Source organism: Selenomonas ruminantium subsp. ruminantium ATCC 12561 (assembly GCF_000424065.1).
GTDB classification, from domain to species: Bacteria; Bacillota; Negativicutes; order Selenomonadales; family Selenomonadaceae; genus Selenomonas_A; species Selenomonas_A ruminantium.
The window spans coordinates 37,773-64,161 of the sequence record NZ_AUJE01000006.1 but is presented as its reverse complement, the minus strand read 5'-3'; the positions used below and the strand labels follow the sequence as shown (position 1 = coordinate 64,161).

At 43.6% G+C, this 26,389-nt stretch carries 23 protein-coding genes; 1 reads left to right on the top strand and 22 read right to left on the bottom strand.

Features of this window, described 5'->3' with window-relative positions:
• Positions 1–3: 3 nt before the first annotated feature.
• The 15 genes from G598_RS0104295 to cobO form a co-directional block, all read right to left on the bottom strand.
• Positions 4–1,179, bottom strand: a complete 1,176-nt coding sequence (locus tag G598_RS0104295) for a glycosyltransferase family 4 protein (RefSeq protein WP_157833270.1) — start codon at positions 1,177–1,179, stop codon at positions 4–6.
• 39 nt (positions 1,180–1,218) lie between these two features.
• Complete coding sequence (locus G598_RS0104290; RefSeq protein WP_026765893.1) at positions 1,219–2,106, bottom strand: glycosyltransferase family 2 protein; 888 nt, start codon at positions 2,104–2,106, stop codon at positions 1,219–1,221.
• A 20-nt stretch (positions 2,107–2,126) separates the two neighbouring features.
• Positions 2,127–3,569, bottom strand: coding sequence for a hypothetical protein (locus G598_RS0104285; RefSeq protein ID WP_026765892.1), 1,443 nt, complete (start codon positions 3,567–3,569; stop codon positions 2,127–2,129).
• Between the two features lie 11 nt (positions 3,570–3,580).
• Positions 3,581–4,699: a glycosyltransferase gene (locus G598_RS0104280; protein ID WP_026765891.1), complete on the bottom strand. Its 1,119-nt coding sequence runs from the start codon at positions 4,697–4,699 to the stop codon at positions 3,581–3,583.
• An 11-nt stretch (positions 4,700–4,710) separates the two neighbouring features.
• Positions 4,711–5,427: a hypothetical protein gene (locus G598_RS0104275; RefSeq protein WP_157833267.1), complete on the bottom strand. Its 717-nt coding sequence runs from the start codon at positions 5,425–5,427 to the stop codon at positions 4,711–4,713.
• Positions 5,428–5,551: 124 nt separating this feature from the next.
• Positions 5,552–6,118: an HAD family hydrolase gene (locus tag G598_RS0104270; RefSeq protein WP_026765889.1), complete on the bottom strand. Its 567-nt coding sequence runs from the start codon at positions 6,116–6,118 to the stop codon at positions 5,552–5,554.
• Between the two features lie 15 nt (positions 6,119–6,133).
• On the bottom strand, positions 6,134–7,483 hold the full coding sequence (locus G598_RS0104265; protein WP_037363217.1) for a GumC family protein: 1,350 nt from the start codon (positions 7,481–7,483) through the stop codon (positions 6,134–6,136).
• A 19-nt stretch (positions 7,484–7,502) separates the two neighbouring features.
• Positions 7,503–8,270, bottom strand: a complete 768-nt coding sequence (locus G598_RS0104260) for a DUF4422 domain-containing protein (protein WP_026765887.1) — start codon at positions 8,268–8,270, stop codon at positions 7,503–7,505.
• A 1-nt stretch (position 8,271) separates the two neighbouring features.
• Positions 8,272–9,621 (bottom strand): undecaprenyl-phosphate galactose phosphotransferase WbaP, encoded by a 1,350-nt coding sequence (wbaP, locus tag G598_RS0104255; RefSeq protein WP_245582753.1) that lies wholly within the window; start codon positions 9,619–9,621, stop codon positions 8,272–8,274.
• A 49-nt stretch (positions 9,622–9,670) separates the two neighbouring features.
• Positions 9,671–9,877: a hypothetical protein gene (locus tag G598_RS17045; protein WP_245582752.1), complete on the bottom strand. Its 207-nt coding sequence runs from the start codon at positions 9,875–9,877 to the stop codon at positions 9,671–9,673.
• Between the two features lie 191 nt (positions 9,878–10,068).
• Positions 10,069–10,632, bottom strand: a complete 564-nt coding sequence (locus G598_RS0104245; protein ID WP_051179932.1) for a biotin transporter BioY — start codon at positions 10,630–10,632, stop codon at positions 10,069–10,071.
• Positions 10,633–10,727: 95 nt separating this feature from the next.
• Positions 10,728–12,236: a lysine--tRNA ligase gene (gene lysS / locus G598_RS0104240; RefSeq protein WP_026765884.1), complete on the bottom strand. Its 1,509-nt coding sequence runs from the start codon at positions 12,234–12,236 to the stop codon at positions 10,728–10,730.
• A 34-nt stretch (positions 12,237–12,270) separates the two neighbouring features.
• Positions 12,271–12,747: a transcription elongation factor GreA gene (greA, locus tag G598_RS0104235; protein ID WP_026765883.1), complete on the bottom strand. Its 477-nt coding sequence runs from the start codon at positions 12,745–12,747 to the stop codon at positions 12,271–12,273.
• Between the two features lie 356 nt (positions 12,748–13,103).
• Positions 13,104–14,756, bottom strand: a complete 1,653-nt coding sequence (gene ilvD / locus G598_RS0104230; RefSeq protein ID WP_026765882.1) for a dihydroxy-acid dehydratase — start codon at positions 14,754–14,756, stop codon at positions 13,104–13,106.
• A gap of 78 nt (positions 14,757–14,834) precedes the next feature.
• Positions 14,835–15,371 (bottom strand): cob(I)yrinic acid a,c-diamide adenosyltransferase, encoded by a 537-nt coding sequence (gene cobO / locus G598_RS0104225; RefSeq protein WP_026765881.1) that lies wholly within the window; start codon positions 15,369–15,371, stop codon positions 14,835–14,837.
• 85 nt (positions 15,372–15,456) lie between these two features.
• Here cobO and G598_RS0104220 point away from each other — a divergent pair, with 85 nt between their 5' ends.
• A complete protein-coding gene (locus G598_RS0104220) occupies positions 15,457–17,076 on the top strand; it encodes an SGNH/GDSL hydrolase family protein (protein WP_026765880.1) in 1,620 nt (539 codons plus the stop codon).
• A 189-nt stretch (positions 17,077–17,265) separates the two neighbouring features.
• Here G598_RS0104220 and G598_RS0104215 read toward each other — a convergent pair whose 3' ends face one another.
• The 7 genes from G598_RS0104215 to ndk all read right to left on the bottom strand — a co-directional run bounded on the left by G598_RS0104215 (position 17,266) and on the right by ndk (position 26,380).
• The gene (locus G598_RS0104215; protein ID WP_026765879.1) at positions 17,266–18,567 is read right to left on the bottom strand and encodes an RNA-guided endonuclease InsQ/TnpB family protein; all 1,302 of its coding nucleotides are present in this window, start codon (positions 18,565–18,567) and stop codon (positions 17,266–17,268) included.
• Positions 18,515–19,171 carry an IS607 family transposase gene (locus G598_RS0104210; protein ID WP_026765878.1) on the bottom strand — a complete coding sequence of 219 codons (657 nt, stop codon included), beginning with the start codon at positions 19,169–19,171 and terminating at the stop codon, positions 18,515–18,517. Before G598_RS0104210 ends, G598_RS0104215 begins: the two co-directional genes overlap by 53 nt.
• A 210-nt stretch (positions 19,172–19,381) precedes the next feature.
• Positions 19,382–21,316, bottom strand: a complete 1,935-nt coding sequence (locus G598_RS0104205) for a BRCT domain-containing protein (protein ID WP_026765877.1) — start codon at positions 21,314–21,316, stop codon at positions 19,382–19,384.
• Positions 21,317–21,493: 177 nt separating this feature from the next.
• Positions 21,494–23,800: a DNA helicase PcrA gene (pcrA, locus tag G598_RS0104200; RefSeq protein WP_026765876.1), complete on the bottom strand. Its 2,307-nt coding sequence runs from the start codon at positions 23,798–23,800 to the stop codon at positions 21,494–21,496.
• Between the two features lie 102 nt (positions 23,801–23,902).
• Complete coding sequence (locus G598_RS0104195) at positions 23,903–25,549, bottom strand: putative manganese-dependent inorganic diphosphatase (RefSeq protein ID WP_026765875.1); 1,647 nt, start codon at positions 25,547–25,549, stop codon at positions 23,903–23,905.
• A 16-nt stretch (positions 25,550–25,565) separates the two neighbouring features.
• Complete coding sequence (locus G598_RS17035) at positions 25,566–25,823, bottom strand: carbon storage regulator (protein ID WP_051179930.1); 258 nt, start codon at positions 25,821–25,823, stop codon at positions 25,566–25,568.
• Positions 25,824–25,942: 119 nt separating this feature from the next.
• The gene (ndk, locus tag G598_RS0104185) at positions 25,943–26,380 is read right to left on the bottom strand and encodes a nucleoside-diphosphate kinase (RefSeq protein WP_026765874.1); all 438 of its coding nucleotides are present in this window, start codon (positions 26,378–26,380) and stop codon (positions 25,943–25,945) included.
• Between the last annotated feature and the right edge of the window lie 9 nt (positions 26,381–26,389).

Genomic DNA, 26,389 nt, shown 5'->3' with positions numbered 1-26,389 from the left:
TTACTAATCCTCCAACGTTTTTATAAAATTTCGATAAAATTCCTTCCTTGTAAATTGTTTTGCTCTTTCTTTTCCTACTTTCCCCATTTTTTCCCTTTTCGCTGTATCATCAGCAAGGTCTTCAATAGCATTTTTAATATTATTTACAATATCATCATTTCGTTCTAGGATTACAGCACATTCTTTTGAAACATATTCAACCAATCCTCCAGATTTCGTAACAATCAATGGCAAGCCCATAGCCATAGCTTCAATCGCTACTAACCCCGCTGCTTCCTCTCCCATAGATGGTACGCATTGTATATCAGAAATTTTAGAAAAATTACATATTTCTTGATTAGGTAAATAACCTATATGTCTAATTCTTCCATTTGATTCCTCCGCCAACTTATCTATGTATTCCTCATACTCTGTTATTTTAGAACCAGCAAATTCCGAACTACCAATAAGCAATAACTTTATACGATTATCTTTACTTAACAAAACAGCTTGCGATAGTTCTCTAACTCCTTTAATAGCTTTTATACGTCCTATATATAACACTAAAATATCATTATCTGTATAGCCCAACTCTCTTCGTAAACTTTCTCTTTTTTTCTCGTTTTTCGAATCAGAAAAAAAATATTCTTGAATAGCATTACAGCACACTTTTACCTGGCTCGAAGAAAAAAACCTAAGCCATGGTTTACTGCAAAACGAGCTAACTGTAATAATACGATCGTAAAGTGGAAATTCATCAGGGATTTCATATAAATGACTATGATAAGCTGTCTTCATAGGCAACTGTTTAAATTGCCAATATCCCAAAATCTGTTTTCCTTCTTCCACGACCACCCAATCAATATCTTTCATTTTTTTCAAATAGCAATATGCTTGCCATAAGTAATTAGTATTTATACACTTCCTTAATTTTGGGATTATCTTTCCCAAATCTCTTAATAAATGAAAAACAATTTTGAGTATAATACTATCTTCATTAATATAGATGAACTTAGTTCGCTTATATTTACTAGATTTAATTTTTGCTTCATAATTATAACTACTTATGACTATTAAATCTAAAAAGCCTTCTTTCTCATTTTCTTCAATCAATAACTGCATTAATGTCGAAACAGCACCACCATTCACCGCTGGTATTGGTTCTCCACGTTGCCCTAATACCACAATTTTATTTTTCATACACATATAAAATCCCCTAAGAATATAACAAATAAAAAATTATATATTCGATTCAAATTTGCTATCACGAATACCAAATAACAATTTAACAAATGAAAATGCACGTCTATATTGTTGCCGACGCAATCTATTTAATATCTTTATCAAAGACACTACATATACTGTAGGTAAACAATATGGATAAAAACGATATGTAAATAATAATCGATTACGCATCTCAAAGTAATCTGCTATTTCAGATTTGCGTTGCGAACCGCTTTTTTTATCAACGCCTATTGTTGCGCCTTCCTTATGATAAACTATACTGCGTGGTTCACATGAAATTTTATATTTTCCTTCAGCTCTCTTTTTCCAATCAAGTTCTTCAAAATACAAAAAATAATCTTCACACATTAGTCCTATATCTTCTAAAAAAGATTTTCTCACAAAAACAGAAGCACCTATCACAAAATCAATTTTATCGATACACTCTTCCTCCTTAATCGTATCAGAAATCGAAAGCCATGGATTATACTTTCCTCCATAGCCTTGTATTTTTGTTCTGTCCCATGAATAAATCAATTTAGAACCACAAATTCCTACATCTTGATGCTTCTTCATATACTCAACTAACCAAGTCAAAGAATTCGGATCAACCAATGTATCATTATTTAGTATCCAACAATATTCCATATCGCCTTGACTCATTGCATATCGTAATGCCATATTATTTCCCGCAGCATATCCTCTATTAATATTCAATGAAAAGAATTTCACAGATTCAGGATATTCATCCGCATATTGCTGTAATATTTCACTTGATCGATCTCTTGAATTATTATCTACAATCAATATACGATATTCAATATATGTTAATTTTTGTAACGAATCCAAACACGCCAATGTATCTTCCACATTGTTATAATTTAACACACACACATATATCATTTAATCTACACCAATCCATATTATCGTTTTTTATACAACGGCGTAGCTTCAAAAAAAAGAAGCCAGTGCATTGAAAGACCTAAAGGAGCTATAGTAATAGGAATCCCCCCAATAATAAAAACAGTGAACAATAATAACATGTCAAATTTTCTAGAACAACAATCCGAACTTGCCATTAATCTATACATAGATAAAACACCTATAATCCCCATATTAGCTAAGAAATAAATGGAAAAATTATGCATAAACTGCAAACTATACCCTAAGCCAAACAACGGTCTATCAAGAAAAACTAGTACACCTACATACGAGCTAAAAAACCTTGCTACCGTAGAACCTGCCCCTTCACTATTCCCCATCATAATAGCTATTCCAGCAGCACTATCTGCATCAATGATATAGTCAAATATGACAAACGCATCTTGTATACGATTGTAAAAATAATCATTTTGTAATATTACATAAATCAACACTCCTAGCAAAGAAAGTAGTAACAGAAAAGATAAAATAAACTTCATTCCTAAATAATTTATTTTTATCTTCTTATTGTTAAATTTCAATACGATGTAACTCATGAATAATACCCACAAATACCAAACTGCCGAAAAACCTCCTGAAAACAGCAGTAAGAATACCGCAATAAAGGTACTAACACTCCCGTACGTTTTCATTTTTACATATTTACTGTTATTTTTTAACACTGCATCTCCCAACATTGTTAAAAGTAAAAAAGAGAACAAGAAACAATTAAAATGCGAAGGTTCACGTGTTAATCCCTGCAATGTATATAGACCATTTTTCATAAATGCCTTCGTATACACAGAAACTTCATTTACGCCAACAAGTATCGAGGAAATATCATATGTTAAAGTTAAATTTCCTATAACATTTTTGCAAAAAAATTCAAAAAGGCCATAATATACACCAAACTTTATAAGCTTAATAACTCTCATAAATGAATAGATAAACTTCTCTTCATTATATACATTTTTAAATATTATTACATTTAATCCGAACTGTATCAATGACGCATATGGTTTAATATAATCAGAAATTGTAGGATAATAATGATACATGTTGCATTTACCAGAAACCAATGCATCCCAATCCAACCCCTTAGTCTGTTCAGGCAGTAATAAACCATCATAAGGAAACGCTATTTCCAAAAATATCCCCAAAATATTCACTGCAGCAAAGAATATAAAAATTTTTAGATACGATTCTTTTATTGTTATATTCTTTATAAATAATAAATATAATGCATATATAGTTAAAACAACTTCAACTACCGCTCCAAGATTAGCAATCTCTTTATCTCCTATTTTTAAAAAGTATCCTTGGAACCAATATATTCTAAAAACACAAGCCAACGTAAAGAGATCATAATATTTATCGATTTTTGATTTAGAGCTATTAAATATGCAACACAAAACAAATAATAGTAATAAAGAAAAAATAGGCATTATTTAACCACCTATCCATTTACATATATATCTTCTAACATCATTACAGTATGATTAATATCATATTTTTCCAAACAATGCTTTTCAGTCTTACTATTTTTACTATTTCCACAAGCTATTGCTATTTTTTTTATCCATTCATCAACTTCCGCATCTAATGGAACTGAATAATACTCATGGCTTAAAACAGCCTCAGCCGGAATAGTATCCGCACACACACATGGACAACCAGCAGCTTGAGCTTCTATTACTACAATCCCCAAACCTTCAAAGCGTGATGTCATCACAAACACATCTATAGCTTGATACAATTCATAAACTTTATCAGATGTACCATAAAAGATAATTCTATTATGTATATCTAGTTTTCTTGCCTGCTCTACTATATCATCCTTCAAAGGACCTTCTCCGACCCAAAGCAGTTTATATTTATTATCTTTTTTAAGTAATTCATTAAACACTTCTAATAATTTTTCAGGATTTTTTTGAAAAGAAAATCTAGCTACAGTACCAATCACCTTATCTTCAGGTTTTATTCCTAGACTTTCTCTCATTTTCTGTTGTTTTTGAGGATTATAGCGATATTTATTCAAACAAATACCATTAGTAATTATTTGCACACCAGATTGAGCATCATCTGTATACATCCACTTCGAAGCCAATTTTGAGCATGCAAGCTTGTTGAAATTCTGTCTTGATAAAAGTGGTTTTGCTATTTTCTGCAGGCCACTCTTAAGCCAACGTAATCTTCCTTCCACCCCACTAGAATGTGAATGGACAATAATATTTTTTACACCAGCAGCTTTTCCGATTAAGCCATATAACAAAAGCTTATAGCCTACATCAGAATGAATATGTATAACTGCATATTGTTCCTTTCTTAGCAGACCATAAAAATTACAACATGTATTCCACTGCTTGACAATAAAATTTCCATTGCCGTAACACTCATATACTTTACCACCATATGAATTTATCTCGTTCTTATGCTCATATTTTTCAAAAGGCTCAAAAGCAGCTATATCTAATACAAATTTATTATTATCTATAGTCCTCATCACGTTCATAACAAAAGCAAAAACACCGCCAAAACCTTTATCATCAACATTTACTTCCAATACACGTATCATAAATCTAATCCCTACTTATCTGTTCCATGCATTTTTCTGCTGTTATTTATCACTGTGATTACACTTTGCAAACGTTTTATAGCTATATATGATCCTATACGATAAAGTAAAAATAACAGTGATAGGCCACAAGCTGCCACTGGTACAACATCTTTATATGCCAGCATTCCCAATATGATATTAATAACTATATAATACTTAATCCGAAATACATCAACATTCCTGGTTACTCTTATCCAAGAAACATATTTCTTTTTAGATGCATACTCAACAGTTCTAACCACCACAACAACCAACATAACAATAATCAATGCTTGACATATTTCATCTATTTTTACAAATACAGATATTGGTATCAGATATTTCAAAAGCACCTCCAACGGCATTGTGACAATATTGATAATACCACGATAAAAGTTATGGATACTATATACCACCAACAATAGCAATACCAAAGCTATATATAGATTAGTATTTTCTGGAAATTTATTAAGCAATATCCAACTAAAAACTGTACCTATTACTAATCGAATCGTAATCAAATTCTCTAAATGATGCAGTATATCTGAAAAAAATGGTTCTGGTATGCGTATCGTTGGATTTTTCTCGAAGCGTACACACACTCCTTCATTAAAAATATAACCGCACTCATAAAAACAAAATAATGTAAAGAACGCCAAACACCAATACAGTAAATTTTCCCATTTACCATTCGAAAAAATTGCCACAACATATAAACTTGGAAATGCATCTATTATGAAAAAAGTTGCGATGTTTATGATATTTATGATATTTATGTATCTTGTGGCGAACGTCCACCTAAGTGGTATATAGTAGTCTAGCCATCTATTTTTACACTTCATTATCACAAACATCCTCAATAAATTTATAGTTTTTACATTTTACACGTTTAGTAAAAAATCCCCTTTTACTTGGACGACATGTAATCACTGCTTCATTGGCAATATTTAGCAGATCAATATCAGTCATATTATCCGTGCAAACAAATAATTCTTGATATTCAAATTCAGCATGTAAGCAGCGTGATTTCTCTCCTATGCCAGCCTTCAAATAGTCCACATGCAGTTCATTAGCTGCTGTTTTCAATAACTCAATAGGTGCATTTGATAGAATCAACATTTGATAGCCTGTCTTCTGCTTCTTTTTAAAGAGCTTTATAACTTCGTTCCTATAAGGCAATTTGAATGTACTTCTATATTCATAGGGGATTTTATCGTATAAATAATTGGCAAACCGTAAGTATGCTATTGGAAAAAATTTACAAAAGCACCGTGCAATAATAGATGTAAATATCTTCGTTTTATAAAATTCATTTAAGCATAGAAAATGAGAATTACCTTGATACAATGTATCATCCAAATCAAATACTGCAATTTTATCATTTTTTATTCTTGACATTATATATCCTTTAACTTAGTAATTTTCCCGCCTGTAAATCAGTAGACTATAGGCAATTGTCAACAAACAGCCAAAAGCAAAACCTGTCGCTGTTATAACTTTCTTTCTCGGCCATACAGGAATTTCTTTAAAAGGTAAATTCGCTTTATCCACCACCTGAATATCCATGGAATCCATGGCCTGTCGGATTTTGTTGTTTTCCATCTGTTTAATTAGGTCTGTATAGATACCTTCCTTAATGGTCGTGTCGCGCTGGAGATTCATATATTCCTGTACTTCCTGCGGAAAGTTATCCAGTTCTTTTGCCTTTTCATCGCGACGTTTGGCAACTGCCTGTTCACTGGCCTTGGATACCTCTATGGCCACCTGTGCATTTACCTGATCTTTTATCAGAGATTCCTGCGTAGGATTAATCGTTGTATATTTGGATGCTACCAAGGCATTTACTTCCTGCGTCAGATTCTGCTTCAAGGCTGTCAGTTTTTCCTCGGCCTTGATTACATTCGGATTTTCTTCCGTATACTGCTGACGCAAACCGACCAAATCTACCTCAGCAGCAATAATCTTTGACCGCAAGTTTTGAACGTTGGCATTGTCGTTGATTTTTAGGCTCTGACTGTTGGCATTAATATCGCCTAATTGTGCTGCCGCACTGTCCACCTTGGCCTGATTAGCCTGTTGCTGAACGCGCATATTGCCAATAGCTTCGTCAAAGGCATTCATTTTGTTTACGGCAATTTTGGCCTGTTCATCTGGGCTGTAAATGCCATGTTCCTTCTGATACATAGCAAACTTATTTCTTGCCTCCTCGGCTTCTTTTTTTGCCACCTCTACACGATCGTTCAAGAACTGTACCAACAGGCTCTGGGTTTCCTTGTTCATATCGGTCATCATGACGAGGAAGTTATCCACAACATGCTGCGATATCATTTGGGCTTCTTCCGGCGTTTTGCCCTTAGCCGTTACCTTGATAAGGTTTGTCTGCTTAGTGTTTTCTATCTGCAGATTTTTTTTTGCAAACCCTTCTGGTGTGAGAAATTTTTTTTCATCTTCATCCCAATCTAATTCATCAATAATCGGTTGCAGAACGGTATTGGATTTCATCAATTCCACATAGGATAGTGATGGCGAACTGCTTCCAAAACCTAAGGCTGCCGCAGCTGCGGATGCCCCGCTTACACCTGCACCAGTTACACGAGTCTGTACCGTTGTCGTTGATTCGTATATTGGCGGCCAAACCAACGCAGCTACTAACGAAATTGCCGTACAACCGCCAATGATTACTCCACAGACTTTCTTGCGGTCTTTCATAATCTGCCAGATTTTACCGATATCTATCTGTTCTTCTTTTTCCACAGGTTTCATCTCCCATTGTCTATACTATTCACGCACGGCAGAGGCCGATTTTCCTAGCCAGGAATTTCCCGCCTTTTTTCAGCCAATTTTGTTTTTCCATAAAAGATACATTTTGCTCAACATAAGCCAACTGATTCTTCTCCAACCAAATATCGAGCATCAGTTCGCTGACAAAGCCATAAATGCGGGCTTCATAGGCCGAGTATGTGCTAATGTCTACGTTTTTCTCTATTTCTGCCAGTATCGCAAACATCCATTCACAATAGGCATCGTAGTGTTTCTTGTCCATAACGAACATATTGAACATATGTGCCCAAGTGCGGTTCATCACTTTTTCCATTGCAGGCACATATTCCGGATATTGTTCATGGATAATCCGTTCTAATTCTTCCAATCCCTCAGCATGATGGGCATGGATATAATGTGAACGGTTAGACTCAACATAATATTTACGTTTCCCCGGTACTACTACAGGCATCTTTTTTAAGATGCTTTCCCAATCCTTAGACGATAAAACCTGTTTCCTCTTTCCTTCCACACTACGAACTTCTTTTTTGGTAAAATAACGACGATAATGAACTAAGCCAATATAATCCGCATCCAAATTCTTCCACGCCCAATAAATTGCTGTCAGTTCACAATAGTTGGGATTTTTTTTGCTGATGTTATCGCCTGTGTTATCCCCTTGATAACCAATATCTGCTTTTCCTTCCTTGCCAACATGAATAGGAAGATATACAGAATCTTCCGGCATCCAGTATGGTTTATGCGCAGCGACCATAATTTTTATATTCAAATCAATAAGCTCCTTTGCCGAATATTACTGCTGTGAATGTTTTGGCCAAATACATGATATCCAGCCATACCGACCAGTTTCTTACATACCATGCGTCCATGGTAACCCGTTCCTGAAAGCTGACATCGTTTCTGCCGCTTACCTGCCAATAACCGGTGATTCCGGGCATACTCATGGTTATGGTACTGAGTTCCTCGCCAATATCTTCTTTTTCTCGTGGCAAGTATGGTCTTGGCCCTACAAGACTCATATCGCCCTTTATGACATTGAGTATCTGTGGCAGTTCATCAAGGCTGTATTTACGCATCCATGTGCCGGCCTTAGTAACCCGCGGATCATAATCACGAAGTTTGGCGTATTCCTTCCATTCCGCAGCGGCTTCCGGATTCTTGTCCAGATAATTGTTGAGAATTTCATCACCGTTGATATACATAGAACGGAATTTATAGCACTTGAAATTCTTGCCATCTTTACCAATGCGGTCTGCATTGTAGAATATATCGCCTTTTGAATCCAGTTTTATGCATATTGCCAGGAACAGCAGTATCGGACTAATGGCAATGCCGCCGACAACACTGAGTATCAAATCAAATAAACGTTTATAAATCCGGTTGCGCCGCAAGGCAAGATTGTTTTTCATATGAAGCATAAGGATTTCTTCACTGAACAGTGACTGCGCTTCTACTCCTGCCATTGGTGTGCCAATCAAATCCGGCACATAGGACAGATTGCGTACATGGGGCTGGACGGTGGTTATGAGCTGCTGTAGTTTGTCACGCTCCATCCCCGGGGCCGTGATGATTACGTTCTGTACATGGCTGTTTTCCACGATTTTCTCTGCTTCGTTGATTTTTCCCAGCAGCTTGTATTTATTGGGGATTTTGTCAGAAATCGGATTATCGTCCAAGAAGCCAATAACATGGTACCGATACCCCAAATCATCCTGAAAGTAGTGCAAAGCTCGTTCAGCCGTTTTGCCTGCCCCTACGAAAATCACATCTTCATACAGATGATGGCTGTGTTTCAGCCATAGGCTGATCAGCAACCGTTCGATGTAGAGTGTTATCAGTAAAACCAGCCAAAATACAACAAAGAAGGAACGCGCCGCCATCCAGTCCGTGAAGAAGTACAAGGCAACAATATAAGCGATAAGACCGTATGTGCTCGCATAGAAAATATTTCTTACGGTATAGATAATGGGCTGCATGGTAGCATATGCTCTCGCCTGCGCTAAAAAGATTAAAAATGTCACAGGCAACCACAGATAGATATAACTAGGGTCAATTGACAGGTCATAAATGCTGTTGGACAACTGACCGGTCAATATGACAGCTGTATAATCGGCTGCCATAAAGATTAATGGTGACAAATAAGGACGTAGTCTTTGACGTATACATTGATTACTCTTTTCCGCTGTCAATGTCATATAATTCCTTTCTGCTATCTGCATTCATATTATTTAGTGCATATTCACAGCATTGCCGCACTAGATTATTTACAGATATTTTTTCTTCTGCTGCCACCTGTGTTAATTCCTCTATAAGTCTCACAGGCAGACGAAACGTTTTGTTTACCGTTTGTTCATTCTGCTGGATTTTGAACATCATTTTCTTCCTTTCCTTTACACACTTTATTATATTATCATTTGCACCATATAATAGCAAGTATAATTTTAGAATTTGCACCTAAAATTATAAATAGGATTTTACGTTGCATTTTGCACTATGTATACAAAAAAAGGACTGCGACAAATGATTTCTCATTCATCGCAGTCCTTAAGCTGCTATTCGCTTTTTATTTATCGTTTTATTATCTGGTTGACCTTCACGCCCAGCCAGGCTGCTAGCAGAGCTTTTAGCACATCACCAAAGAGGAACGGGACAACAGCCAGCATCAGTCCTTCGTAGAAACCCACTTTCAGTACCACCATCATGGAGATAAGACCGCCCACATAGGTCAGCGGCACACCAATCAGTACCGTTACCAGGGCATAACGGAGGAAGGTTGCTTCCTGCCCCTTGAAATAACTTTGCAAAAAGCAGACGATTGGCCAGCCAAAGTAAAAACCGGCTGTCGGGCCCATCAAACGCCCTAAGCCACCTACACCGCCGGGATAAATCGGCAGTCCCACTGCTCCGAGGAATAAATACGCAGCAATGGTGATAAACGCCAATTTCGGCGGCAGCACCAAAGCCGTCAAAGAAATGCCGATGGTCAAGGCCGTAACCAGCCCCGGTGTAAAGGGCAATGGAAAGGTAATAAAAGCTGTCACACAGCAAAAAGCTAGACAGATGGCCATGCGGGTCATATCCTGTACGGAAAAACCAGCTTTCGGCAGGTCTATTGCATTTTCTCTCAACATAGAATCACCTCAAAAAAAGACGCTTTTTATGAATACATCTTTATTATAGACAGATTCACAAAAAGCGTCAACTTTATTTTCTATTCAGTTAACCATCAGTCAGCCAGCGGCTTCATGGTCGGGAACAGGAGTACATCGCGGATGGATGCGGCATCCGTCAGGAACATAACCAGACGGTCGATACCGATACCTACGCCACCCGTTGGCGGGAGACCGTATTCCAAAGCCATAACGAAGTCTTCGTCCATGCCATGGGCTTCATCGTCACCGGCTTCACGCTGTTTGAGCTGGTCTTCGAAACGGCCCTTCTGGTCGATGGGGTCGTTAAGCTCGGTAAAGCCATTGGCCAGTTCGCGGCCATAGATGAAGAATTCGAAACGGTCGGTAATGCGCGGGTCTTCTGCATTGCGCTTAGCCAGCGGAGAAATCTCCGTCGGATGGCCCGTGATGAAGGTCGGCTGCATCAGGGTTTCTTCAACCTTTTCCTCGAAAGCCTGATTCAAGATGCCACCGATGCCATGACGTTCTTCATAAGGAACGCCAATTTCATCAGCTAGTTTGCGGGCCTCTTCTACGGTTTCGCAAGCCATGAAGTCCTTGCCTGTAGCTTCCTTAACGGCATCGTTCATGCTGATGCGCTTAACCTTGGAGAGGTCGATTTCCACGCCCTGATAATTGATTACGGAAGTACCGAGCACTTTCTGGGCAGCATTAACGACAATACCTTCGGTCAAATCCATCATATCCGTGTAATCCGCAAAAGCCTGATAGAATTCAATGGAAGTGAATTCCGGATTGTGACGTACGTCCATACCCTCATTGCGGAAGATACGACCGATTTCGTATACGCGGTCAAGGCCGCCGACAATCAGGCGCTTGAGGTTCAGTTCCGTAGCGATACGCAGGTAGAGGTCAATGTCCAGCGTGTTGTGATGCGTGATGAACGGACGGGCTGCTGCACCACCGGCGATGGTGGACAGAACCGGCGTTTCCACTTCCAGATAGCCGCGTTCATCCAGATACTCACGGATGGAGTTGATGGTCTTCGTGCGACGGCGGAACGTTTCACGCACATCCTGATTGACAATCAGATCGAGGTAACGCTGACGATAGCGGATATCCACGTCCTGCAGGCCATGGAATTTTTCCGGCAGCGGGCGCAGGGATTTGGAGAGCAGGTCAAAATCTTCTACGCGCACGGTAACTTCACCGCGATGGGTCTTGAACACCACGCCACGGATACCGATGATATCGCCAATATCGAGACGGCGGAACTGGCCTTTGTACTTTTCTTCGCCCAGTACATCAATCTTGAAATACACCTGAATATTGCCCGTGCGGTCATTCAGCGTGCAGAAGGATGCCTTGCCGTGGCCGCGGATAGCCATGAGTCGGCCAGCGATGAATACTTCCGGGCCTTCTTCGTCCCCTTCGAGATGGTCATTGTCCTTCTTGATGTCTGCCGCGTAAGCCGTCACATCAAAGCGGTGACCAAAGGGAGCCACGCCCATTTCCTTGAAGGCTTCCATCTTTTCGCGGCGAACCTTCATCATCTCATTCAGGTCCTCTACAGGAGCCTGCTGATTCTGCTTGTTTTCTGCCATTTATGCAAAATCTCCCATCTATATGTATCTAAAATTAAATCAGAATTTCCTTGATTTCGTATTTGATGATGCCAGCCGGAGCGTGAACATCTACTACAGCGCCAACCTTCTGGCCGAGGAGCGCCTGACCGAGCGGGGATTCGTTGGAAATCTTGCCTTCATCCGGGTCAGCTTCCGTGGAACCTACGAGCATGAAGGTCTCCGGGCCGTCTTCAGCAAATTCCAAATCCACTACGGTAACTTTGGAACCCATCTGCACTACATCACCGGAACCAGCCTTGATGATATCGGAGTTGCGGATTTTGGCTTCCAAATCCTGAATTTCACCTTCGAGGAAGGCCTGTTCGTTTTTCGCATCATCGTACTCGGAGTTTTCCGAAAGGTCCCCCAGTGCGATAGCGGCTTTCAAACGCTCTGCCACTTCGATACGGCGGACACTTTTCAAGTAGTTCAGTTTTTCTACCAGTTTATTATAACCATCTTCGGTCAGCATGACCTTTTTATCTGCCATGTTAAACGCCCCTTTGCTATTTCATCTTTTTATAGTAACTAATTTATTATATGACGGGCACCCAATCCTGTCAACCGCAGAGCCATCCTGTTTATTGAGAAAATTCGTCTAGAAAGGCGGAGGGAGGGAGAGGCAATAACTTTCGTCTGCTTAGACAAGCTTGTCTATGGCGAAGGAAAAATATTACCAGCCCACCGGGCGACCATGCATATCGATGTTAACCACAAACCATGTAATACAAATACTAAGCCCGGCGGCTGATGATGCTTTTCCGCAGCTTTTGACAAGCTTGTCTATGGCGAAGGAAAAGTATTATCAGCCGCCGGGCGCCTTGTATATAACGATGTTAACTTAAATTACTTCACAACTGCCCCAGTACTAGCCGAAGTAGTCATCCGCGCATACCGTGCCAAATACCCATGCTTGATTTTGGGTTCCGGCTTCTGCCAGTTAGCGCGGCGCTCTGCGAGCACTTCATCACTGACATTGAGTTCGAGCTTGCGGTTCGGAATATCGATGGTGATTTCATCCCCATCTTCAATGAGCGCAATCGGCCCGCCTTCCATAGCTTCCGGGGATACATGGCCTACGCAGGCCCCCTGGCTGGCACCGCTGAAACGGCCGTCGGTAATGAGGCCGACTTTAAGGCCACGACCTGTGATAACGGCGGTCGGATTGAGCATTTCCTGCATCCCCGGGCCGCCCTTGGGGCCTTCGTAGCGGATGACCACAACATCCCCATCATGGATTTCACCATTCATGATAGCATCGCAGGCTTCCGGTTCCGAGTTGTAGCATTTTGCCTTGCCGGTGTAGGTCAGCATATCTTCTGCCACTGCCGATGCCTTGACCACGGCATAATCGGGTGCCAAGTTGCCCTTGAGCACGGCAATGCCGCCTTCCGGACGATATGGACTTTCCACGGAATGAATCACCGTGTTGTCTTCCACCGGCGTATTCTTGATTCGATCCCCCATAGTGCCTGTAACGGTCAGCGCATCCAAATGAATGAGATTTTTCTTGGATAATTCATTCATCACGGCTGAAATGCCGCCCGCTTCGTTGAGGTCAACCATATGATGTTTGCCGGCCGGACTGAGTTTGGCAATATATGGCGTACGGCGGGAAATCTCATCAAAGAGCGGTGCCGGAATCTCTATGCCTGCTTCATGGGCAATGGCCGTGAGGTGCAGTACCGTATTGGAAGAACCGCCAATCGCCATATCCACGGTGATGGCATTTTCAAAAGCCTTCTTAGTCAGAATATCGCGGGGGCGAATGTTTTTCTTCAAGAGTTCCATCACCACAGCGCCGGCACGTTTGGCCAGCAGACGGCGGCCGCCGGTATAGGCGGCAGGAATCGTGCCGTTGCCCGGCAGTGCCATGCCGAGCACTTCCGACAGGGAGTTCATGGTATTGGCGGTAAAGAGCCCTGCGCAGGAGCCGCAGCCCGGGCAGCATTTTGCTTCCAAATCTTCCATTTCTTCAGCGGTCATATCGCCAGCGGCAAATTTGCCGGCTGCTTCAAAGGCCTGGCTGACGCTGACATCATGGCCTTTATAACGCCCCGGCAGCATGGGGCCGCCGGATACCACAACAGCGGGGATATTCAGGCGGGCTGCTGCCATCAACATACCCGGTACAACCTTATCGCAGTTTGGAATCAGAATCAGCGCGTCAAAGCCGGAAGCCATCGTTACCGCTTCCACGGAATCAGCGATAAGTTCGCGGCTCGCCAGCGAATATTTCATGCCCGTATGTCCCATGGCGATACCATCGCAAACGCCAATGGCCGGGAATTCAATCGGCGTACCGCCAGCGGCAGCTACACCCAGTTTGGCAGCTTCTGCAATTTCCCGCAGATGAATATGGCCGGGAATTATCTCATTGAAGGAGTTACAAATACCAATCAGGGGCTTATTCAAATCCTCCGGGCCATAGCCATTAGCATGAAACAGGGAACGATGCGCACAACGGGTAGCGCCTTTTTTTACATTATCGCTAATCATTCTTCCACTCTCCTAAGTATCAAGATACGAATATAGTTACAAGTTTACAACTTTACAGCTCTTTTTGCAAGATAAATGTTAAAACTCGATTCCTTTCTGTGCCTTAATGCCTTTTTGGTAAGGATGTTTTATCTCCTTCATCTCCGTGACCAGATCCGCCCGCTCCACGAGAGAATCAGCTGCATCCCGGCCGGTCATCACCAAATGCAAATCTTCCGGACGCAAGTCAAGGAGTTCAAGCATATCATTTTCTGCAATCAACTCATATTTCACAGCATAGTTGATTTCATCCAAAATAATCAAATCCCATTTGCCGCTTTGAATTTCTTCTTTGGCACGCTTGAGCGTTTCCTGTGCTGCGGCCTTATGTTCTTCCTGTGTCGTTGGCCCCTTGTTGGTAAAGCCCAAACCGCCCTGGTCAATTTCTATGCGGTCATCGATATTTTTTAGTGTTTCTATCGTTTTCAGCTCACCATAAGTGCAGCCGCCCTTGATGAATTGCAGGATCAAAACCCGGAAGCCATCACCCCAGGCACGGATAGCCAGCCCTAGTGCAGCAGTGGTCTTGCCCTTGCCATTTCCGGTATGTACGATTACCAAACCTTGCTTTTTCATTTCCACATCACCTCAAAAGTATGCTATACTAATTATTATATTATAGATTATGCAAGAAAATCCTGTTAATGTTGGTGTTATTTTCATGAAGAAATTTTTGTTGTTTACGCTGATTATACTTGGTTTTACCATTTTGTCAGCTTATATGGCAGAGAAAACCGATCTTCTCGACCTGCGTTCAAAAGAGCTTACAGCCTCCTTTGACGAGCAGGACGGTAAGCTTACCCTTTCCTGGGACCCGTTGCCTTATCCATGTTTCTACAAAGTAGAATCCTACTCTCCTACCACAGGTTTGGTCGAAGGAGAACCAGCACAAAAATTCTGGGGTAGCGAATATACCATGAATGCGTCTTTCCATGTGCCATCCAGTGCCATTCCCATGAATTACCGGATAACTGCCTATGGCATATTTGGTCAGCTTACCAATCCTTCCCAGCCCATTCAGAATCCATTGCATACCAAACAGCCTGTAAGTCCGTCTGTAATTTCCCATTACGGTGAGGAACATCCCGCCAGTCTCATGCCGTTCCTCGTTTGGCACTCTGTTCCCAACGCAGTCTGTTATGAAGTGGAACTGCTGGCAGGCAAACCTGCACAGGAAGGCGGCACTGCTGCAGATAAAAACAACCATTTAGAAAGCACACAGCTGATTTTCACCAACGGCTGGCAGGCAGATCTGCAAAAATATGCCAATCGCAAATTTATTTACTGGCGGGTGCGCGCGCTGGATATTCATCATCAGCCTATTGGAGAGTTTTCTCCCACGGAAGAGCTCTATATTGACGTCAGCCTGCCATGGCCTAACCATCCCCTGTTGAATGAATATGATCAAATGCCCAATTTTGAAATGCCCATCTATCCGGTCTACCAATGGATACCTTTGCACAATATCGAACGCTATGAGGTAGAGCTGATGATTCATCCACCAGCAGCCGAAAACGACACTGTGCCGACTGCGGATGCCGCCTGGCGCAAAGTAGTTGATTCCTCCACTGCCTGTTATGATGAATACGCTCGTCCCTATGCCGGCGATTATTACTGGCGGGTACGGGGAGTGGACAAGGCTGGCAATCCCGTAGGCGTCTGGTCTGATACCGCTCATTTTATCGTCAAACAGCAGCCGGAACGTGTGCCCATTGCGGTTCTTGGGGACAGCATTACCCACGGTGGCGGTGCCGTATCCAACTCCCCCGCCGCACTTGAATACAGTTACACCACGTATTTTGACTTTCCCTGCCTGAACTTAGGGCGCAGCGGCGATACCTCCACCATGACCCTGCAGCGCTTTGAGCAGGATGTTCTGCCCTTCAGGCCCAAAAATCTCTTGATCCTCACCGGCACCAACAGCCTGCGGGCATCGAATCTCCAGCCGGAAATCATTATCAACGATTTGGACGCTATTCGGCAAAAATGTGAAGCCAATGATATCCGTCCAATTTTCCTCACCCTGATGCCCATCAATCCTGCTAATATCCAGTTTGCCTTTCATACCCCCACGGACAAGCGCTGGGCGACAAAACTCCAACAGGTAAACAACTGGATACGCAGCCAGCCCCATTTCATCGACCTTGAACCATACTTCTACGACCCCACCCACACAGTTATGGATACCAAATTTTCCATCGATGGGCTCCATCCGGATGTATGGGGCAAAATGCTTATGGGGGAAATCATCAATCAGCATAAAGATGTTTTCCGCCCTTGATTCCCGTTACTGAAAACTTATAAAAAGCCATAAACCTTCCGTAGAAAGTTAACTTTTATGTTCCATTCCTCATTCACCGCGTCCGCTTTTGCCGTCCCGAAGAACAGACTACTCACGTTTGATATAACGCTCCAGAGGCTTAAATTCCCGACTAACGAATCGGTACATATCTGCATTGACTTGTTGGTGTCAGCTTGCAGATTTGGATAGCTCCGCTTCCCCATAGCGTTTGAGATTCAACGATGCTTGGAAGTCACGGTCTATCACATTGCCACAGACGGGACAGACATATGTCCTGTCTGACAGCTTCAGGTCTTTATTTACATATCCGCATTCAATACAAGTCTTAGAACTAGGGTACCAGCGGTCAGCAATAACCACGGGAATTCTTGCCCACTGTGCCTTGTATTCAATCTGCCTGCGGAATTCATAAAAATTCTGTTCCTGAACTTTTTCAGACAGGTGCTTATTCTTCATCATGCCCTGCACATTCAGGTCTTCAAGGCATATAAACCTTGGCTTTCGGTTTATAATTATTCTCGTCGCCTGATGTACATGATTAGCCCTGATGTTAGCCAGCCTGTGGTTGATTCGTAAAAGTCGTTTTTCACTTTTTATAAGGTTGCTTGTTTTACAGTAACTATCTCCTTTCTTATTCATCTGGTATTTTCGCGATATCTGACGCTGCAACCTGCGTCTTTTCTTCTTGAGTTTCCTTATTGTATGGGACTTATTGATATTTTTGACTACTGTGGAGTCCGAGATTATCGCTAAGTCCTTGATGCCTAAGTCTATGCCTACGCCTTCGGTATAGGAACGTTTCGGCTGTTTGCGGACAAATTTCAGTCCTCGCATTGGCTTTAGTTTATGCTTGACTACAAAGCCAATTCCCAGCCACCAGTTTTCACCATCAAAAGTTATTCGCGGTTGGGTGTATTTCATACCAACAGGAATTCTGCCCTTTTCAGCAAGCCTTATCCAGTTGAGCCGTTGGCGGTTCTTTTTCTTGCTGCCCGCAATACTCTCCAGTTTGACATGTGTATTGGTGAACTGAATCTTTACATTGTCCTGATAGAAACGGAAGTCGCCATTCTTTTTGCTTCTGAATTTTGGGTGTCCGTTCATATCGTAGACTGTTGGTTTCCTGTCGATGCGAGCAAAATGTGACAGCTTCTTTGGTGAATATTTGACATAGCCAGCTTGTTTTTGTTTACGAAAGAAGTTCTTATATGCTATGCACAAATCCTTGATAGCCTGCTTGGTGACATTGTTGGATATGTCCAGCAACCAAGGTTTTTCTCCTGAATTTCGCAGAACAGTGAATTCTTTACGAAGGTCATAATCACTTTGAAGTTTTCTACCTTCCCTGAAATTATCCATTTGCTTATCTAAAGCCCAGTTATAGGCAAATCTTGAAGCTCCCGCAAACTGAAACAGTTTAGTTTTCTGTTTGTTGTTCGGCAACAGCCGTATCCTGACCGACTTTATCATCTGAATCACCACCCACTAATTCCTGAATCATCTTCTTCGCCTTGTGTGCCTGTTTTCCTTGGAGCTTACAGCTAAACACTGTAATTATTTGCACCAAGTCCTCGACAAGTTCTTGTTGCTCGCTCTTTTGAGTAGTATCGACTATTTCTATCTTGCAGCCATGTATAGCGGCAATAGTTTCGATAAGCTCAAAACCCAAGCGTAAAAGCCTGTCCTTATAAAGGATAACTACCTTCTCGGCCTGATTAGACTCAATCTTGCGAATAAGGTCTTGTAAACCTTTCTTCTTGTAATTGATTCCAGAACCAACGTCAATGATTATTTCAAAGGGCTGCCCTTGGGCATACAGATATGTTCTCAAGTTATCGACCTGCCGTTCAAGGTCATCTTTTTGCTTGGGACTTGATACTCTGCAATAGCCGATAACTTTTTTAGGAGCTGTTTGAATGCCCGTCACAGCATTTAATTGGTCTTCTGAGTAATATCTGTAGCCGTTTGACGAAGTGTGATGAGGATGGAGTTTTCCACTCCTGTCCCAATTTCTCAGGGTTTGCGGAGTGACTCCGATGATTTTAGCAAACTTGTTGATAGTATAGTATTCCAAGTTCATCACCTCAATACTATTATATCAATAAGTTGTAATATGATCAAGAATATTTTATAATTATTTATAACTTTATTTTATCTGCTAAAAGCCTCCAGGGATAAACATTGCATACAAAAAAGCGATTTGACCATTCAAAAATCTGATTGGTCAAATCGCTTTTTTATAAGATGGAGTGAACCACTGGCATTGTATGGAAAATTTTCTCTTTTAGGATAGGAGTTTCACCAATTCTTCCGGGCTTATTAGCTTTGTTCCCATCTCCCGCGCTTTGACGGCTTTAGAACTTGTGCTGTTTACATCCTGAATAACCAGATAATCGGTCTTGCCGCTGACGGATTTTCCTTCCTTGCCGCCGGCCTTTTCGATAAGCTCCACATAATAGCTGCGGGGCTGCGCCATTTTACCGGTCAGGACAAAAATCTTGCCTGCAAAATCACCAGTCGGCACTTCCTGCTTTTCGTAAGCGGCAATGCTTACATACTGCTGCAGGTTCTTTACTGCCAGCGAAAATTCTGCTGACGATACCACTTCTGCGGTCTTGGGGCCAATGCCGTTAATCTCCTGCAGCATTTCCTGTGGGGACGGTTCTTCTGCCAGTTTTTGCAGTACATTATCGAGGCTGCCAAATTCATCGGCCAGAATCTTGCCTACATCCGTACCAATGCCCGGCAAGCAAAGCGCCTTGATAAAACGAGGCAGTTCCACATTGCGACTGGCCGCTTGAATACCACCATAGAGTTTTTCCGCGGATTTTTCGGCAAAGCCTTCCAGGTCCATGAGCATATCTTTGGTAAACGCAAACATAATGGTATACGCAGGTCTTTCTTCAGGATGATTTTCCTTCCAGTACGCCACCATCTTGCGGGCCGTTTCAATGGATAAGCCATCAATATTCAGCACATCTTTACCGCCCACAAAAGCAATGTCCTGCGCAATGCGCTCATCACAGACAGGATTGTTGCAGAACTGCTGACCGTTGACTTCTTCCAAAGGCTCTCCGCAGGACGGACAAACCGCCAGAGTGATTTCCTCCGTTCCCGGTTCCAAAACGCGGGTAATCTGGGGAATGATTTCGTTGGCCTTGTGAATTTCCACTGTAGCGCCAATGGTAAGCCCAAGCTCCTTAATCATGGCCGCATTGTGAAGTGATGCCCGCGTAACGGTAGCCCCATCTATTTCCACAGGGTCTACAATAGCTACCGGCGTAGCCTTACGTCGGCCCATCTGCCAGATGACATCCCGCACCACAGTGACGAATTTCTCCGATAGCGCTTTATAAGCAAAACCATTGCGGGGATGATGCGCCGTAAAGCCAAACTTTTCCAGACTGTTTTCCTGACCGCTTTTGATGACAATACCGTCAATGGGTACAGCATTTTCCGTCTTTAGGTTCTCGTAATAGGCTTCAATTTCCGCCAAAGCCGTTTCCGGCGCTTTTAATTGCACCATATCCGTAGCCGTAAATGCCGTTTCCCGACTGATAATCTCCCTGGCCGCCAGCGGCGTAATGTCTTCCCCGGGAATCTCATAGCAGACATAACTCAAATAATCCACAAACGGGCTGCGCTCCTTGCGACGCAAAATCCCGGCCGCCGCATTGCGCATATTCTTCATTGGCTCATTGCCTTCAGCCGTTAGCACGTCATTCATCTTCGCGAAATTTTCCGGTGTAATATACACTTCGCCCCGAATTGCAAAACCGCTATTGTTAACGCCTTTGCCCTCATACTTGCTGATAAAGTTCGGCAAAACCTCACCAATCCGCCCGCCCAAACCGCGAGTAACAAACCGGCAAGAACCATCTGCATTCGGATAGGCCACTACCGTAAGTCCGTCAAACTTCGGCTGCATGATAACCGGCCAGAGTTCTTCCACTTTCTTAGCTAAGTCATCTTCACTGTCCACACCTTTTGTCCACTTACTCAACGAAGTAACCGGATTAGGATGGTTGAACTTATCAAAATCGCCCGCCGCCGAACCAGGAACATAGTTCAAATCCTCGACACCATATTTGTCGATATACTCCCTGCGCAGGGCATCATATTCCTCATCGGCAAGCGTGGGGTCATCTAATTCATAGTACTCGCGGTCAGCTTTTTTTATGGCAGCTAGATGCTCCTCACGAGTTAGTTGTTGTGACATGATATCACCTTCTTAATTGAATATTTTTCGGGAAGGCTTTTAATGCTGTACATCCAAATTGATGATAAGCAATAAGCCCGCCGCAGGGGGATGGCTTTCCGCAGCGTTTGACAAGCCTGTCTAAGCGAAGGAAAGTTATCCCCCTGCGGCGGGCGCCTTTACATAACGATGTAAATATCAAACCTTACTAATCGGCGCATACTTCTGCATTAATCCTTTGACGCCCTGTCCCGGGAACGCAATCTTCAGCTCGACTTCTTCGCCTTCACCTTTAACAGAAACCACCGTACCTACGCCCCACTTACCATGCTGGGCCTTATCGCCAACCTTCCACTTAACGGAAGTATCCGGACGGATTACACCGGTCTTAGGCTGAACATTAACTCCGCGTTTCTGCATGGCGTTCATGACTTCGAGCGCCGACTTCGCCTTATCGGAGAAGTTTGCCCCACTGCCCATCTGGCTGGCAGACGGGCGGAACGTCATGGTGCCGCTGCGCTGCTGGGCGCCATAATGGTTGGCATTGGCAAAGCCGTAGGCATTGACACGCGGCACGAGCCGTTCCGTATATTCTTCAGGGATTTCGTCCAGGAAACGGGATGGCGTGGACATGCTCGTCTTGCCATAAATCGTGCGCTGATGGGCACAGGTCAGATAGAGCTTGCGCTGAGCGCGGGTAATGCCCACATAGCAGGTGCGCCGCTCCTCCTCGATTTCATTATCGTCCATCAATGTGCGGGAATGCGGGAAGAGTCCTTCCTCCATGCCGACCATGAACACCGTGGGGAACTCCAAGCCTTTGGCCGAATGCAGGGTCATCAAGGTAATGCGGTCATCTTCCATCTCTGCATTGTCGATATCCGATACCAGCGACAGGGTGGACAGGAAGTTTTCCAGATTGGGGTTGTCCTCCGTCTTTTGGAAATCGCGTGCCACACCTACGAATTCCTTGAGGTTTTCGATGCGGCTTTCGTTCTCCGGCTTCTTTTCCTCCTGCAGTTCCCGCAGATAACCGGATTCTTCAAGCACCTTCTCAATCAGGTCATCAATGCGCATATTAGACTGATAACCCATAAACTGGAAGATAAACGTGGAGAACAGTTCCAAGGGTTTCTTGATTCTGGCTGTAATGCCCGGAATCTGACTCAACGTTTCTTCACTCGAAATCACGTCAAAGAGCGTCAGCCCGTTATTCTCGGCATAATCTGCCAGTTTGGCAACGGTCGTAGCCCCCAAGCCGCGCTTGGGCACATTGATGATGCGCAACAGGCTTACGGTGTCCAGCGGATTGTAGATAACCCGCAGATAGGCCAGAATATCCTTGATTTCCTTGCGGTCATAGAATTTCAGGCCGCCCACCATCGTATAGGGAATGCCGCGGCGCATAAAGGTTTCTTCGACCACGCGGGACTGGGCATTGGTGCGGTAAAGCACGGCCATATCGCCATAGGAAGCATTGAAGATGGTCTTCTGCTTCATCACGGTTGTGGCGATAAATTCCGCCTCATCACGTTCGTCTCTTGCTTCATAGATAGTGAGCTTTTCACCCGTGGCATTTTCCGTCCAAAGCTCTTTCTTCTTGCGGTTGATGTTATGCTCAATCACCGCATTGGCCGCCGCCAAAATGTTTTTGGTCGAACGGTAGTTCTGCTCCAATTTGATGGTGCGGGCTTCAGGATAATCTTCCTCAAAGTCCATGATGTTGCGGATATCTGCGCCACGCCAGCCGTAGATGGACTGATCCGCATCACCTACGACACAGAGGTTATGGTGCTTGGCTGCGAGAATCTTGGTCAGTTGATACTGCGCGCCGTTGGTATCCTGATACTCGTCCACCAGAATGTACTTGAAGCGGTTCTGATATTTGACACGGATTTCCTCATGTTCTTCGAGCAACAGTACCGATACCATCAACAAATCATCAAAGTCCATAGCGTTGTTGGTACGCAATTTCTTGGCATAGAGCGCATAGACCTCGGCCACCTTCTGCTGGAAGAAATTATCCGCATCACGGGCCATCGCCTTGGGGCCCATCAGCTGATTTTTGGCATTGGAAATGGCATTCTGAATGGAGCTGGGCGCATACTGCTTCGGGTCAAGGTTAAGTTCCTTCAAGCAATCCTTGATAACCACCTGACTGTCACTGCTGTCGTAGATGACAAAATTGCGCTTGTACATGCCCGTAGCTTCTACTTCCCGCCGCAGGAATCGCGCACAGAAGGAATGGAAGGTGGAAAGCCATACATCCTTAGCTCCTTCACCAATCATCCGGTCGACACGCTCCCGCATTTCCGTAGCGGCCTTGTTGGTAAAGGTGATGGCCAAAATACTCCAGGGCGATACGCCTTTCGCCAAGAGATTTGCCACCTTGCAAGTCAGCACCTTGGTTTTGCCTGAACCGGCACCAGCCATGATGAGAAGTGGCCCATCTGTATGTTCAACCGCCTGTTTTTGGGCGGGATTCAATCCTGCAAAAATATCCAAAATAACCTCCAAAAATATCACACTTACTTACATCAAAGACAGAAAGCCCGCCCCCCAACTGCGTTGAGGGACGGTGCTTCTATCCTAAAATCACATTACTGCTTATTTGCTAATGCACTTAACCGCTTCGGAAAGGGGCGGGATAATTTGCTTCTTGCGGCTCATGACGCCGGGCAGATATACATGCGTACCACTGGCATCCTTCTTGAAGGCTTCGCCGATAAGGGTCTTGGGCGAACCGGCATAGAGCAGGTACGTTGCTTCCTCGAGAATATCCGTAACCATGACGAGGCTCATGTCAAAGCCGTCATGTTCGCAGATTTTCGTCATGGCTTCGATAAGCTGCGGTTCGAGATCCATAACTTCCTTGGTATCCATTACGGAAATCTGGCTGACGATAATGCGATAATCGCCAATCTGGAATTCCTTGAGGTCGTTCTTGGCAATTTCCGACGGCGTCATATCACCGATGCCGGAACCGGCCTTGAGCATTTCCATGCCGTATTCGTTGATGTCAACGCCGGCGATTTCTGCCAGGCGCTGTGCCGTCTTCTTGTCGTATTCCGTGCAAGTCGGGGACTTAAAGAGCACCGTATCGGAGATGATAGCGGAAAGCAGGAGACCTGCAATAGATGCCGGAATGTCGATATCCTTCTGCCAGTGCATGTTCGCCACGATAGTTGCCGTGCAGCCCACCGGTTCAGCATGCGTAAAAATCGGTTCGCTGGTCTGAATACCGCCCAAACGATGATGGTCAACGATTTCCACAATCTTGGCTTCTTCGATACCTTCAACAGCCTGACCGCGTTCATTGTGGTCAACAAGAATTACCTGTTCACGTTCCGGAACCATCAGGTTGTCGCGGCTGACAACGCCAACGAGCTTGCCATTTTCCACAACCGGATAATTGCGGTAGTTGGTTTCATCCATCGTGCCCTTGATATCGGAGAGCATATCGAGCGGCTTGAAGCATACCGGATTTTCGTGCATGATGCGGCGGATAGGCACGCACTGGTTGATCAGGCGGGCAACCGTATACGTATCATACGGCGTGGAGAGCACGAACATGCCCTTGGCTTCTGCAGCTTCAATCACATCAGCGGATACACGACCATCGCCCGTAACTACCAGGCAGGAAATGCCCTGATTTACAATATCAATAAGGGTTTCATCGTGACGATCGCCGACGAGCACCACATCATTTTCTTCGATGATGTTCTTTATCATGCTGATGGAACCTGCGGCAATGCGTACATTGCCTTTAATGAAGTCGCCTTCTTCGCCGGATACCAATACCTTGCTGTCCGTAGCGGCGATGACATCACGATAACGAACCCGCATATCGGCCAGATTCTGCATGCCCAGTTCCTGGAAATAACGTTTTGCCAAGTCAGAAACCGTCACGATGCCGACCATAACGCCTTTGCTGTCCGTAACGGGCACAGATCGCAAATCATGTTCACGCATAACCTCGCCCAAACGGCGCAGGGTATCATGCTGACGTACTACAATTTTGCTATCCAGCATAACGTCTTTTACACGCGGATACAAATCCGTCAGCAGCAACGGCTTATCCACCCGAAAATGCTCCAGGGCATAGCGAGTTTCTGCATTGATCTTACCAGCCCGGGCGGGAATAACATTTTCCCCCAGTGCCTGTTTCAAATGCGCGTAGCCAATCGCTGAACAAATGGAATCCGTATCCGGATTGCGATGACCAATCGTGTAAATAGGTTTTGCGCTCTTCATAAAGAAAAATTCCTCCTCATATTAAAGCAGCTTTAGCCGCCTGTCTGCTAAAATCATGCCCGTCAACTTTAATGGTTTCACCATGATGTTCACCGGCACCTCGCGCCTGAGCACGCTCGGCAAATTTTTGTGGGTTTTCCTCGCGTTTTATAGAAACCTCCGGTGGTGCGGTGATGCCAAACTTGATTTTTCCTCCGCTGACTTTGACGACATTTACGATAATGTTATCGCCAATCATTATTTCCTCATTTGCTTTTCGCGTGAGTACCAGCAAGATCGCACTCCCCCTTTATTCCGTCACTGTCCATGATACCACAAATGCAGGGGGGATTTCAAACGAAAATACATATTTACACAAAGAAAATAGCCTCCTTATGGAGGCTATGCCAAAAATCATTCCATTACATGGTATTCACCATCGAGAATTTCCGTTTCATTGAAGAAAATATGAATCTCTCGTTCGGCACTTTCCGGGCTGTCTGAAGCATGTACGGCATTGCGGCGGCCATTGGTCGCATAGAGCTTGCGGATTGTACCTTCAGCAGCTTCTGTCGGGTTGGTCTTGCCGTGCAGTTCACGGACGCGGGCAATAGCATTCTCCCCTTCCAGCACAAGGGCAATCAAGGGAGCAGACGTCATAAAGCCCACCAAATCCCCATAATAGGGACGGCCGATATGCTCTGCATAATGAATGGATGCCAGCCGCTCGTCCATCTTTAAGAGCTTCATGCCGACAATGCGGAAGCCCTCCTGTTCATAACGCTTGATGATGTCACCGCTGTAATGCAGGGCAAATGCGTCCGGCTTAATCAGTACCAAAGTCTTTTCCATGTTTCCTGT

Excerpts from the sequence above, each read along its gene's own strand:
- G598_RS0104295 (WP_157833270.1), bottom strand. The coding sequence starts at position 1,179 with ATGAAAAATAAAATTGTGGTATTAGGGCAACGTGGAGAACCAATACCA.
- G598_RS0104290 (WP_026765893.1), bottom strand. The coding sequence starts at position 2,106 with ATGATATATGTGTGTGTGTTAAATTATAACAATGTGGAAGATACATTG.
- G598_RS0104285 (WP_026765892.1), bottom strand. The coding sequence starts at position 3,569 with ATGCCTATTTTTTCTTTATTACTATTATTTGTTTTGTGTTGCATATTT.
- G598_RS0104280 (WP_026765891.1), bottom strand. The coding sequence starts at position 4,699 with ATGATACGTGTATTGGAAGTAAATGTTGATGATAAAGGTTTTGGCGGT.
- G598_RS0104270 (WP_026765889.1), bottom strand. The coding sequence starts at position 6,118 with ATGTCAAGAATAAAAAATGATAAAATTGCAGTATTTGATTTGGATGAT.
- G598_RS0104265 (WP_037363217.1), bottom strand. The coding sequence starts at position 7,483 with ATGAAACCTGTGGAAAAAGAAGAACAGATAGATATCGGTAAAATCTGG.
- wbaP (WP_245582753.1), bottom strand. The coding sequence starts at position 9,621 with ATGGCAGCCGATTATACAGCTGTCATATTGACCGGTCAGTTGTCCAAC.
- G598_RS17045 (WP_245582752.1), bottom strand. The coding sequence starts at position 9,877 with ATGATGTTCAAAATCCAGCAGAATGAACAAACGGTAAACAAAACGTTT.
- G598_RS0104245 (WP_051179932.1), bottom strand. The coding sequence starts at position 10,632 with ATGTTGAGAGAAAATGCAATAGACCTGCCGAAAGCTGGTTTTTCCGTA.
- lysS (WP_026765884.1), bottom strand. The coding sequence starts at position 12,236 with ATGGCAGAAAACAAGCAGAATCAGCAGGCTCCTGTAGAGGACCTGAAT.
- greA (WP_026765883.1), bottom strand. The coding sequence starts at position 12,747 with ATGGCAGATAAAAAGGTCATGCTGACCGAAGATGGTTATAATAAACTG.
- ilvD (WP_026765882.1), bottom strand. The coding sequence starts at position 14,756 with ATGATTAGCGATAATGTAAAAAAAGGCGCTACCCGTTGTGCGCATCGT.
- cobO (WP_026765881.1), bottom strand. The coding sequence starts at position 15,371 with ATGAAAAAGCAAGGTTTGGTAATCGTACATACCGGAAATGGCAAGGGC.
- G598_RS0104220 (WP_026765880.1), top strand. The coding sequence starts at position 15,457 with ATGAAGAAATTTTTGTTGTTTACGCTGATTATACTTGGTTTTACCATT.
- G598_RS0104215 (WP_026765879.1), bottom strand. The coding sequence starts at position 18,567 with ATGATAAAGTCGGTCAGGATACGGCTGTTGCCGAACAACAAACAGAAA.
- G598_RS0104205 (WP_026765877.1), bottom strand. The coding sequence starts at position 21,316 with ATGTCACAACAACTAACTCGTGAGGAGCATCTAGCTGCCATAAAAAAA.
- G598_RS0104195 (WP_026765875.1), bottom strand. The coding sequence starts at position 25,549 with ATGAAGAGCGCAAAACCTATTTACACGATTGGTCATCGCAATCCGGAT.
- ndk (WP_026765874.1), bottom strand. The coding sequence starts at position 26,380 with ATGGAAAAGACTTTGGTACTGATTAAGCCGGACGCATTTGCCCTGCAT.